The sequence below is a fragment of the Mycobacterium sp. genome (assembly GCF_049585075.1).
In the GTDB taxonomy this organism is placed as follows: Bacteria; Actinomycetota; Actinomycetes; order Mycobacteriales; family Mycobacteriaceae; genus Mycobacterium.
Genome location: NZ_JBAUZA010000118.1, coordinates 1 through 10,935, shown reverse-complemented (window position 1 = coordinate 10,935; position 10,935 = coordinate 1). Strand labels below are relative to the sequence as shown.

The 10,935-nt window shown below is 63.7% G+C and carries 11 protein-coding genes; 8 read left to right on the top strand and 3 right to left on the bottom strand.

Features of this window, described 5'->3' with window-relative positions; genetic code table 11:
- Positions 1–35 precede the first annotated feature (35 nt).
- The 6 genes from WB785_RS05365 to WB785_RS05340 all read left to right on the top strand — a co-directional run bounded on the left by WB785_RS05365 (position 36) and on the right by WB785_RS05340 (position 5,828).
- Positions 36–482, top strand: coding sequence for a DUF5994 family protein (locus WB785_RS05365; protein WP_424077684.1), 447 nt, complete (start codon positions 36–38; stop codon positions 480–482).
- A 138-nt stretch (positions 483–620) separates the two neighbouring features.
- Positions 621–1,604: an alpha/beta hydrolase gene (locus WB785_RS05360; protein WP_424077682.1), complete on the top strand. Its 984-nt coding sequence runs from the start codon at positions 621–623 to the stop codon at positions 1,602–1,604.
- On the top strand, positions 1,605–2,453 hold the full coding sequence (locus WB785_RS05355) for an SDR family NAD(P)-dependent oxidoreductase (protein WP_424077681.1): 849 nt from the start codon (positions 1,605–1,607) through the stop codon (positions 2,451–2,453).
- 27 nt (positions 2,454–2,480) lie between these two features.
- On the top strand, positions 2,481–3,401 hold the full coding sequence (locus tag WB785_RS05350) for a ferritin-like domain-containing protein (RefSeq protein WP_424077680.1): 921 nt from the start codon (positions 2,481–2,483) through the stop codon (positions 3,399–3,401).
- A gap of 2 nt (positions 3,402–3,403) precedes the next feature.
- The gene (locus WB785_RS05345) at positions 3,404–4,900 is read left to right on the top strand and encodes a flavin-containing monooxygenase (RefSeq protein ID WP_424077679.1); all 1,497 of its coding nucleotides are present in this window, start codon (positions 3,404–3,406) and stop codon (positions 4,898–4,900) included.
- Between the two features lie 13 nt (positions 4,901–4,913).
- Positions 4,914–5,828, top strand: coding sequence for a MerR family transcriptional regulator (locus WB785_RS05340; protein ID WP_424077677.1), 915 nt, complete (start codon positions 4,914–4,916; stop codon positions 5,826–5,828).
- A 15-nt stretch (positions 5,829–5,843) separates the two neighbouring features.
- On the opposite strand, the gene WB785_RS05335 is transcribed toward WB785_RS05340, so the two are convergent.
- Positions 5,844–7,196 carry a salicylate synthase gene (locus WB785_RS05335; protein ID WP_424077675.1) on the bottom strand — a complete coding sequence of 451 codons (1,353 nt, stop codon included), beginning with the start codon at positions 7,194–7,196 and terminating at the stop codon, positions 5,844–5,846.
- A gap of 254 nt (positions 7,197–7,450) precedes the next feature.
- On the opposite strand from WB785_RS05335, the gene WB785_RS05330 reads away from it, so the two are divergent.
- Together WB785_RS05330 and WB785_RS05325 are read left to right on the top strand one after the other, a co-directional pair.
- Positions 7,451–7,663 carry a hypothetical protein gene (locus tag WB785_RS05330; protein ID WP_424077674.1) on the top strand — a complete coding sequence of 71 codons (213 nt, stop codon included), beginning with the start codon at positions 7,451–7,453 and terminating at the stop codon, positions 7,661–7,663.
- Positions 7,664–7,818: 155 nt separating this feature from the next.
- Positions 7,819–9,042: a sodium-dependent bicarbonate transport family permease gene (locus WB785_RS05325; protein ID WP_424077673.1), complete on the top strand. Its 1,224-nt coding sequence runs from the start codon at positions 7,819–7,821 to the stop codon at positions 9,040–9,042.
- A 12-nt stretch (positions 9,043–9,054) separates the two neighbouring features.
- On the opposite strand, the gene WB785_RS05320 is transcribed toward WB785_RS05325, so the two are convergent.
- On the bottom strand, positions 9,055–10,269 hold the full coding sequence (locus WB785_RS05320; RefSeq protein ID WP_424077672.1) for a cytochrome P450: 1,215 nt from the start codon (positions 10,267–10,269) through the stop codon (positions 9,055–9,057).
- On the bottom strand, positions 10,266–10,935 hold a 670-nt coding region (locus tag WB785_RS05315), incomplete at its 5' end, for an amidohydrolase family protein (RefSeq protein ID WP_424077671.1). The genes WB785_RS05315 and WB785_RS05320, both read right to left, overlap by 4 nt.

Sequence of the window (10,935 nt, the reverse complement as noted above, 5' to 3'; positions counted from 1 at the left end):
CCCGTGGATCGCCGAAGACTTGCCAGAAGCGTCTGATGCCTTATCCACTGCGGCAGCGGCGCCCAGACAATCTTGTACGGCTATGCCTAGCTCGGGAGTTGGGCCGCGACATCGACGGGGCGTGGTGGCCACGCGCAGATCGCATCACGAACGAATTGCCTGGCCTTATCGCGACACTGATCCCGCTGCTTGGAGACATCACGTCGATCAACGTCAATTGGCCACCGTTACAACGGCCGCCCGACTTCAACTGGCCCGGGTGGCAACATAAGCGCCAGCATGTGATGACGCTCAACGGCGGAGAAGCTCGCGCCAATCTATTGATAATCCCGTACACAACCGAAAGTGCGCTTGCACTGATGGTGCTACGCCGCGCCGCTGACCTGCCCATCGATCCGGCCGACCAAGCCAAACCGGCGTTCCTTACCGCCAGTTCGATCCTGCAGACCGCCCTGCAACAGCGCTCCGTCGAGTGTCATTAATATCACCGGTCGATCTCTGACCAAGCAGCCTTCAGCCCTCGCGATCGTTCTCGGCACGCGGTCACTGATAGACCGAGTCGGACGCGCCAGACAACCTTGCCATTGACCAATGTCACCATTTGATGTTGACTGAGTCGCATGACGGACGCTGTGCCGGCCCGCGGATCGCTCCGCTCACGCAGTGCGGCCCTGGTCAGTACGTTGACATTGCGCCAGATCAGCGCGGTGCTGCCACCCGAGCGGGCCTGGGGGCTATGGCTCTCCCGCCGGATCGTGGCCGGCATCATGGACGCCTTCGGGCCGTCGCTGGCCAGCATCAGCGTCGAACCGATTGACACCCTGCACCCCGACGGCGATCGGGTCGTCGGCGAATGGGTGCGTGCGCCCGGCGCTTCGGCGCGACAGGGCGCTATCTACTTTGTTCATGGCAGCGGGTATGCCCTGTGCTCGCCGCGAACGCACCGACGGCTGACGGCGTGGCTGTCACGGCTGACCGGGCTGCCGGTATTCGCCGTCGACTACCGCCTCGCGCCACGGCACCGCTTCCCCACCGCCGCCGACGACGTGCGCGCGGGCTGGGACTGGCTAACCCGCCAGCACGCGCCGGAACACATTGTGATCGCTGGTGATTCGGCTGGCGGACACCTCGCGGTGGATCTGCTGTTACAACCCGATGTCGCCGTCAGCGAACCCGCTGCGCTGGTCCTGTTTTCGCCGCTGATCGACCTCACCTTCGCCTCCGCTGCCGCTCGCGAGGCATTGCGCCGCGACCCCGCGATTCGCGCTGTCGACGCCGCTCGACTGGTCAGGTTGTACAGCGGCAGCATCGATCCCGCGCACCGGCGCTTGAAACTCGACGTTGCCGGTGGTCCTGTGCTACCCCCGACACTCATCCAGGCAGGTGGCGCCGAGATGCTGGTCGCCGACGCGCGGCACCTCGCCGCCGACATCCGAGCCCGCGGCGGCAGTTGCGAACTCCAGGTGTGGCCGGATCAGGTGCACGTGTTTCAGGCGCTGCCCCGGCTATCACCAGAAGCCGCCAAAGCCATGGCGCACGTTGCGCGTTTCATCGACGCATCGCTGAAAGCCGACTTCGAAAGCACGACGGGAAAGGCAGGCTAAATGCTTGGGCGGCTTCGCAGGTCAAACAAGGTGAGTCACAACGCGCTTGCGGTGGTGACCGGCGCCGGCAGCGGGATCGGCGCGGCGTTCGCCACCGAACTCGCGCGCCGCGGCGGTCGGGTCGTCTGCAGCGACATCAACGAAGTCGCCGCAGCGCAAACCGCCAGCACGATCGCCGACAAAGGCGGTGCGGCCCTGGCAATCCGGTGCGACGTAACCCAGTTCGACGACGTCAAAGAACTGGCCGCACAATCACAATCGTGGTTGGGCGCTGCGCCCACCTTGGTGATCAACAACGCCGGTGTCGGCTCCGGTGGTGCACCCGTCGGTGAACTCCCCCTTGACGACTGGCATTGGGTGCTGGGCATCAACCTGTGGGGGCCAATTCACGGCTGCCATGTGTTCGCCCCGATCCTGCGGTCGGCCGAACCATCAAATCGCCCGCGGGGCATCATCAACGTCGCCTCCGCCGCCGCCTTCGGTGCGGCGCCCGGCATGGCGGCCTACAACGTCAGCAAGGCCGGCACGCTGTCGCTGTCAGAGACCCTGGCGGCCGAATTGTCCGGCACCGCGGTCAACGTTACCGTGCTGTGCCCGACCTTCGTTAAGACGAACATCGTCGAATCCGGCCGTATGCCTGCGCAAACAACACAATTCGCGAACAGGATCATGCGCTGGACCGGGCTTTCGCCGGAGAAGGTTGCACGCGTCTGCCTGGACACCCACGATCGCGGTGAGCTGTATTGCATGCCGCAGATCGAGGCCAAGATCGGCTGGAACGTCAAACGTTTGGTCCCGGGCACCTACACCCGTGGAATGGGCCTGGTATCCCGGGTCGCCCCGTTCTGATAGCACCAAGCAAGAGGAGTGGCGCACATGACTATCGACATGGAAGCGATGCTGGCCAAGATCAAGGATCGTCAATGGGCGCTTGCCGACATCGACTGGCACGCACCGGGCGCCGACATGATCACCGACGAACAGCGACCACAGCTCAAGGCGTTCATGGCCGACCTGTGTTGGATCGAGAACATCGGCGCCAGAGGCTTCGCGGCGCTGGCTAAGAAGGCGCCCACGCCGACCATCGCCGAGATCTACCGCTACTTCCACGCCGAGGAGCAGCGCCACGCCAACGCCGAACTGGCGCTGATGAAGCGCTGGGGCATGCTCGAGGACGGTGAAGTTCCCGAACCGAACGTGAATATCCGACTGGCCATCGACTGGCTGGACTGTTGGGCCGACGACATGCCGCTGTCCTTGCTCGGCACCGTCATCCCGATGCTTGAAGTCGCGCTTGATGGCGCCCTGTTGAAGTTCCTCCTCGACGAGGTACACGATCCGGTTTGTCACCAGGTGTTCGAGAAGATCAACAATGACGAATCACGGCATCTAGTCGTCGATTTCGAAGTTCTCGACATGATTGGGCACGCGAAAATCCGACGGTTGCTGATCGACTTCGTCGGACATAACGCCACTCCGGGTCTCATCATCGGCGCGATCATGGGTGCGCCGTTGATCAACAGGATCCGCAACGAGATCACCGCCATGGGTATGGAACCCGAGCGCCTTTACAAGGCGGTGAAACGATTCAAAGAGCTCGGCGACCGCGGCGAACACACCAGGCGGGTACCGACTTATCGGTTCCTGAGGCGCTACGCCGGAGTGGTCACAAATCCGCGCCACCCGTACCACCTTCTGGCCAACTCGATGGTGTGGCTTTCCGACCGGTATCCGCGGCCGCTGCTGCCAGCGGTACCTACCTGGGTTCGAGAAATCACCCACGAGCCGGCGGCGTGATCATGGCGAGAACTCACACCTACGCGACGCTGATCGTCGGGGCCGGGTTCAGCGGGCTCGGCGCTGCGATCAAGTTGGCGCAAGCCAACATCCACGACATCGTCATCCTGGAACGCAGCGACCAGGTGGGTGGGACCTGGCGCGACACCAGCTATCCCGGTGCCAGCTGTGACATCCCGTCGCTGCTGTACTCGTTCTCCTTCGTCAGCAACCCCACCTGGTCGCGAACCTACTCGCCGGCCGACGAAATCCGAAGCCACCTCGATGACATGGCCACCCGGTTCGACATCCGCCGCCACATTCAGTTCGGTCATGAGGTCACCGGGTTGTCGTTCGACGACGGCGCCGGCGTGTGGACCGCAACCACAGCAGCCGGCAAGCGTTTTCGGGCCCGCACTGTCGTGCTGGCATCCGGGCCACTGCCCGACTCCAGCTTCCCCGACATCCGTGGCATCGATTCCTACCGCGGGCACAAGATCCACAGTGCCCGGTGGGATCACGCCTACGACTTCGCCGGAAAGCGGGTCGCGGTCATCGGCACCGGTGCCAGCGCCATCCAGATCATCCCCGAACTGGTGAAGCAAGCCGAGTTCGTCAAGGTTTTCCAACGTACGCCAGGTTGGGTGCTTCCGCGCTGGGACATCGCCACTCCGCCTGCTGTGCAAACCGTGTTTACCAAAGCTCCTGCAGTTCAACAGCTTGCACGTCAACTACTGTTCTGGGGGCACGAAGCCAGCGCCACCGCTCTTGTGTGGAACACCCCGCTGACGTCGTTGGTGGCCCGGCTGGGCCGCGCCCACCTGCGTCGCCAAGTCAAAGACCCGTGGCTGCGTCGCCAGCTGACTCCTGCCTTCACCCCCGGCTGCAAACGCATGCTGGTCTCCAGCGACTACTACCCCGCCCTGCAACGCGACAACTGCAAGCTGATCGACTGGCCGATCGCGACCTTGAGTCCGGTCGGTATTCGCACCAGCGATGGCGTCGAGCACCATCTGGACTGCATCGTCTTCGCCACCGGCTACGACGTGCACCTGACCGGACCGCCGTTCCCGGTCACCGGACTCGGTGGACGCTCGCTGAGCGACGAATGGGCCGGCGGTGCACAGGCTTACAAAAGCGCCAGCGCGCACGGCTATCCGAACCTGTTCTTTATGACCGGTCCTAACTCCGGGCCGGGGCATAATTCGCTGCTGGTGTATATCGAGGGCCAGCTCGACTACGTCGTGCGCGGCGTCAGCACCATCCTCGACAACAACTTGCGTTATCTCGACGTCCGTCAAGAGGTTCAACGCCGCTACAACAACCGCATCCAGCAGCGACTCACCAAGACGACATGGATGTCCGGTTGTAGCAGTTGGTATCTGACCAAGGACGGTTTCAACGCATCGATGTACCCCGGCTTCGCCACCCAGTACCTTCGACAGATGCGGGACTTCCGATTCGCCGACTACGACGCTGTCGCTCAAACCGCCGATATTCGCGTCAGCACCTCTGCCTGAGGAGGCCTGAACGATGGCACCCGACCGACCTCCACGAGCAGAGACCGGCACCATCGCCGGGGTCCTGGCTAACCTGCGGCGCGCACCCAAACGTGTTCGGCGCCAATCGCGGGAGGTGATCGAAAGCGCGGTCGCGCAACTTTTCGACGCCGCGGTCCGCCACCCCCACGGCGCGCCCACATCCGGGGAATACCGCATCGACGATCTGGCCCGGCTGGCCGGCACCACCACCCGCAACGTTCGTGTCTACCGCGACCGCGGGCTGCTACCGCCACCGCTGCGGGTCGGGCGCATCGCGCTGTTCAACGACACCCACCTGACCCGGCTGCGGCTGATCACTTCGATGCTCAACCGCGGATACAACATCGCGCACGTCCGGGAGATGCTCAGCGCCTGGGAAGAAGGTAAAAACCTCGGCGACGTTCTCGGCCTGGAATCGGCAATCGTGGGCACTTGGACCACCGAGAAGTCGCAGACTATGCCGCTGGCCGACGCGCAGCGACTCATCCACGACGCCAAGGCATTCGATCGACTGGTGGGCCTGCAGGTCATCCGCCTCGACGGCGCCCAGGCTACCCTCACCCGTCCCAAACTGATCGACACGTTCAACGAGATGCGTAGCTACGGCGTGAGCATGGACAAACTCATCGATCTGCACGAGAACATCGTCCCGCTGGTCGACCAGATCAGCGAGATGCTGGTCCGGGCCGGGGCCGAACATGTCGCCGACCGGATCAAACCGCGGGAAGCTCTACCTGCCGACACCGAAATCGCCGAGTTGATCACCATGCTGGTCCGGTTTCGTAGTCAGGCCGTGGCGTCGGTGACGGCCACCCTGGCGTCGTCGATCGAATCCACCATCGAGTCGTTGGTGAGCAGTATTCTGGCCGACTATCTGGAGCGCTCACCGGACACCGAAGTCGGCTAAGGCGGTTTGGCCCAGTTACCCGCGGGCAACCAGATGCGGCGCCAGCGTGGCGAGCTTCTCGCAGGTCTCCTCAAATTCCCGGTCGGGATCCGAGGCGGCGATGATGCCGGCCCCGGCCCGCAGCCAGGTTCGCCCGTCACGCTCGTAGACGCTCCGCAGCGTTAGCGCTGCGTCAAGCCCGCCGTCGGCCGAAAACATCACGACCGCACCGGAATACAGCTCACGGGGGCTTTCATCCAGCCTCAGGATGGCGTCCACACTGGCCGCTTTGGGGATACCTGAGGCAGTGACCGCGGGAAACAGCGTCTCCAGCGCGTCCACCCGGTCCTTGGACGGTTCCAGCCGACCGGTCACTGTCGACCCGAGGTGCTGCACGCTGCCACGCTCACGCACCGTCATGAAATCGACGACGGCCGCGCTGCCGGGTTCGACAACCTCGGTGATTTCAAGCAGCGAACTGCGTACCGAGATGGCATGCTCGACAATCTCTTTGCTGTCCGATTCCAGATCGTCGCGTGCTTGGCGGTCGCGGACGGCGCCATGACCCAGCGCCCGGGTGCCGGCCAACGGTTCGGTGACCACCACACCGTCATCCTGCACGGCTGCGACCACCTCGGGGCTATAACCTAGGGCCCGAAAACCGCCGAGCTGCAACAGAAACGAACGCGCCGGGGTGTTGTGTTGCCGTCCCAGCCGATAGGTGGACGGAAAGTCCAGCGAGAACGGCACATTGACACACCGCGACAGGATCACCTTGTGGTAGTGGCCGGCGGCGATCTCGCTGATCGCTTCGCCGACCCGCGCGCGGTAATGCGTGCTGTCGGCACCGACATCGATTGCGCAAGGTGACGGCACGGCCGGTAGACCGTCGCTGATCAGCCGGGCCACCGTGTCGCGGTGCCGTTCGTCGGTGTTGAACAATTGGACCGCGTCGTCGGTGACCACGATGCGGGCTCGCGGCCAGAACACCCGCGCCAACGGAGTCTGCGGCGCCAGACGATCTTGTAGCCCGAATCGATAGGCGCCGAACTCGAACGCGATCCAGCCGAAGGCCTGATCGGATTCCAAAAGCAGCCGGTCGACGGCCTCGCCGAGGACGGGCCCCGGCCGCCCGGACCACGTCTGTCGCTGAGTGACGCCGTCGCGGATGATCCGCAGCTCGTCGCGATCCAACTCGATCATGGCCAGCACACCAAACGCCAGCACCCACTGACCGTCATGCTCATAGAGCAGGTATTCCTCGCCGTCGCGTTCGGGCAGCGTCGCGGCCAGCTCGGCCGCCAGATCAGCCGGCGCGATCTGGGTCGGCAGTGGGAAAGACAGTGACGGGGTGCCTACAGGGCTTGTTTCGACACCGACTTCCGTCACGGTTAGTAAATGTAGCCTAACCTATGAAACGGCGGGACTCTCCCTCGGCCAAGCGACGCGTCTCGCGTGGTCAGAAGCACTTTTAGTACGCCTGACTTTAACCGACAGCTCACGCCGCCCATACGCCGTGAGCACGGGCTAACCGGTGATTGGTTGTCATCGAGCGTTTGCGGGCCGTTAATGCCCGCGCTCCACAATCGATGAAGTCGACCATACGATCAGGTCAGCCCGCACTCTAACGAGAGGACACCATCGTGTTCATCATCCGACTGCTTGACGGAGAAGAGGTCCACGCGACCGAGGGCGAAAAGCTCACCATCAATCAAGAAACTGGCGTACTCAGCGTTTCGCGGGTCGACGGGTTCGAGGAAGTAACGACGCACTATTCGCCATCGGCCTGGGCGTCGGTTACCCACCGTATTAAGGAGCCCGTGGTGCGGCCGTCACTTGTTGGCACCAAAAAGTAAGGCGCCGTTCACTTTCCCAGCACTTTCCCAGCGCATTCCCAGCGTCCAAGTGCGATCTGTCATATATCTAGCGCCGTCCCCTGGTTAGGCTCTGAAGGAATTCACAGCCCCCACACGGATTTTGAGTAATCCGTGCCCACCAAGGGAGATTTGCGATGCTCCTGGAGTTCTGGGAGAACTTCCGGCACAACCTATTCAAGCCGTTGTTGTTGTTCTTCTACCTCGGCTTCTTTATCCCGATTCTCAAGGTGCAGTTTGAGTTTCCCTATGTGATCTATCAGGGCGTGACGATGTACCTGTTGCTGGCCATCGGCTGGAAGGGCGGTGAAGAGCTCGCCACGATCCATGTAGGGAGCATCAGCAGCATCGTCGGATTCATCGTCGTGGGATTCCTACTCAACTTCCTCATCGGCTTTATCGCTTACATGCTCCTGACCCGCATGACGAAGATGCGGCGGATCGACAGGGCGACCGTCGCCGGCTACTACGGGTCAGACTCGGCAGGCACGTTCGCCACCTGCATCGGCGTCCTTGCGACTGTGGGGATGGCGTTCAACGGTTTCATGTCGGTGATGTTGGCCGTCATGGAAATGCCTGGCTGCCTGGTGGCGCTGTATTTGGCGGCGCGGTTGCGGCACAAGGGGATGGACGAGTTGGGGAACATGCCGGGCGAGCCTGGCTACACCTTGCAGGCGAGGGTCGGGCCCGGTGCGGCCACCCGGCCAGCTAGCGGGCAGCGACTCGACAACGAACGCGAGCTGGCGATCGAGCAGGAGACGGAGATCGCGCTCGAACTGCGCACGCATGCCGGTGACGGCGTCGATTTGGATGACACAACGGCGGGCGCCCGCACGGTCAAGCTACTGAGGGAGGTCTTGCTCAACCCTGGGCTCTATCTGCTGTTCGGCGGCATCGTCATCGGCCTCGTCAGTCGATTGCAGGGAATGAAGGTCGTGCACGACAACGACAAGGTCTTCGTAGCCGCCTTCCAAGGCGTGCTGTGCCTGTTCTTGCTCGAGATGGGGATGACCGCCGCTCGGCGATTAAAAGACTTGAAGAGCGCGGGTCCGGGCTTCATCGCTTTCGGCCTCTTGGCGCCCAACGTGTTCGCCACCATGGGGCTCATCGTCGCCCATGCGTACGCGCACTTCTCACATGCCCATTTCGAGCCCGGGACTTACGTCCTGTTCGCGGTACTGTGCGGCGCTTCGTCGTACATCGCTGTGCCCGCGGTCCAGCGGCTGGCGATCCCCGAGGCGAGCCCGACTCTGCCACTGGCCGCATCCCTGGGTTTGACGTTCTCCTACAACGTCACGATCGGGATCCCGGTCTATATCGAAATTTCGCGCGCTATCTCGCATTGGGTCCCGGGCACCTGACGCGAAACTCGTTTAGCAGCTGGCGAATTCGACCGGCAACGCCGCCGGGGATCGAAATGCCATGCCGGTGACGTGCGGCGCCGGGGCGCTCGGATCCAACCGCAGATCAGGCAGCCGGTCCAGCAGCGCGCTGATCGCGACCGCCGCCTCCATCCGCGCGAGGTGCATGCCTAGGCAAAGGTGCGGCCCGCCGCCGAACGTCAGGTGTGCGATGTTCTTGCGGGTGGGATCGAAGCGATCCGGATCTGGATAGCGCTTCGGATCCCGGTTGGCGGCAGCGACACTGACGCTGACATTTGTTCCGGCCGGAATAGCGACCCCGCCGAGCTCGCAGTCGCGGGCCGCGATCCGCATCACCGTGGTGATCGGCGGCTCCCAGCGCAACGCCTCCTCGAACGCACCGTGCAGCTTGCCGCCGTCGGACCGCAGCGCATCGAGCTGGTCCGGCTCCGTGAGTAGGGCGACCAGTAGGTTGCCCGAAGCGCGGTAGGTCGTCTCCACTCCGGCGGGCAAGATAAGCAGCAGGAACGCGAAAATCTCGTCGTCAGTCAATTGCGTTCCGTCGATCTCGGACTGCGACAGCATCGTGATCAGGTCGTCCTGCGGATTGCTCCGCCGCTCGGCCAAAATTTCGGTGAAGTACGCCTTCAACGCCGCGGATGCGGCAATTCCGCAATCCCAGTTGTAGACAACGTTGAGCAATTCGATCGAAAGCCGTTGGAACCGTGGGTAATCCTGCCGCGGTAAACCCATGATTCTTGCGATGACCTGTACCGGAAATGCGAAAGTGAAATCGCGGGCCAGCTCGGCCCGTCCGCGCGGCGCGATGATGTCGATGAGTTCGTGAACGACCACCTCCACCAGCTCAGCGCGCCAGCGGTCGAGCAACGCGGCTCGGAACGACGGTGACACCAAGGCCCGGCTGGCGCGGTGGGCGGCGCCTTCGAGTTCGAGCAGGGTGCGGCCCATCACCGGGCCCATGACTTGAGAATAAATCGACGACGAGAACGTGTCGGGGTGTGTGAGCACGGTCTGGCATTCGTCGTAGCCGAGCACCGTCACACCGGCGGAACCCAATGTCTGGCTTGAGGTTTCGGCGAACGGACTGCCGACCATAACACGGTTTCGCGACCGCGCCTCGCGCAGCCGCTCGTGCACGTTTTCCACCTGCATGAGCAACCCGCCCTGCAATTCGGTCGGGTCGAAATCCTCGATTGCCGGGTTCACGAGACCGGGACCGTCGCAGTGTCGCGGCCGGAGCGCAGCACGGTCCCGGGCAGCGCGCCGGTGGCGACGCCGTCGCGACACACCTCGACGCCGCCGACCAACACCGACGAGATGCCGCGCGCGTCGGCGACCAACCGCGGAGCGCCCGCGGGCAAGTCGTAGCGGGTGCGCTCCGGCCCGTGGTCGACGGTGGCCGGATCGAACAACACCAAATCGGCGTGCCAGCCCGGTGTGATCCGGCCCCGCTCGGCCAGCCCGTAAAGCCGGGCCGGCACATCGGTCAGCAGCCGGACCGCTTCCTCGAGCGTCACCACCTGGTGCTCGCGTACTCCGTGGCCAAGCAGCGACGTGGTATAGATTGCGCCGCACATCATGTCGAGGTGCGCGCCGGCGTCCGAACCGCCGATGACGGCATGCGGCGAGCGCCACACCTCGGCGCGCAGCCGCCAGTCGGCAACGCCGTTGCCGAACGGAGCCGGCGTCAGCCCGGTCCGCAACTCGTCGGCGATCACAATGTCGAGCAGCGTGTCGAACGGCTCGCCCCCGCGGGTGGCGGCGACCTCGCCGACGCTGCGGTCGGTCGCGTCGGCATTCTCCGGCGCGAAGGTCTCGACGATGTTCAACCGCTCCCAGTTCGCCAGGCCGCGCAGCATGCCGGCCTCCTTC

Excerpts from the sequence above, each read along its gene's own strand:
- WB785_RS05360 (WP_424077682.1), top strand. The coding sequence starts at position 621 with ATGACGGACGCTGTGCCGGCCCGCGGATCGCTCCGCTCACGCAGTGCG.
- WB785_RS05340 (WP_424077677.1), top strand. The coding sequence starts at position 4,914 with ATGGCACCCGACCGACCTCCACGAGCAGAGACCGGCACCATCGCCGGG.
- WB785_RS05345 (WP_424077679.1), top strand. The coding sequence starts at position 3,404 with ATGGCGAGAACTCACACCTACGCGACGCTGATCGTCGGGGCCGGGTTC.
- WB785_RS05355 (WP_424077681.1), top strand. The coding sequence starts at position 1,605 with ATGCTTGGGCGGCTTCGCAGGTCAAACAAGGTGAGTCACAACGCGCTT.
- WB785_RS05325 (WP_424077673.1), top strand. The coding sequence starts at position 7,819 with ATGCTCCTGGAGTTCTGGGAGAACTTCCGGCACAACCTATTCAAGCCG.
- WB785_RS05350 (WP_424077680.1), top strand. The coding sequence starts at position 2,481 with ATGACTATCGACATGGAAGCGATGCTGGCCAAGATCAAGGATCGTCAA.
- WB785_RS05365 (WP_424077684.1), top strand. The coding sequence starts at position 36 with ATGCCTTATCCACTGCGGCAGCGGCGCCCAGACAATCTTGTACGGCTA.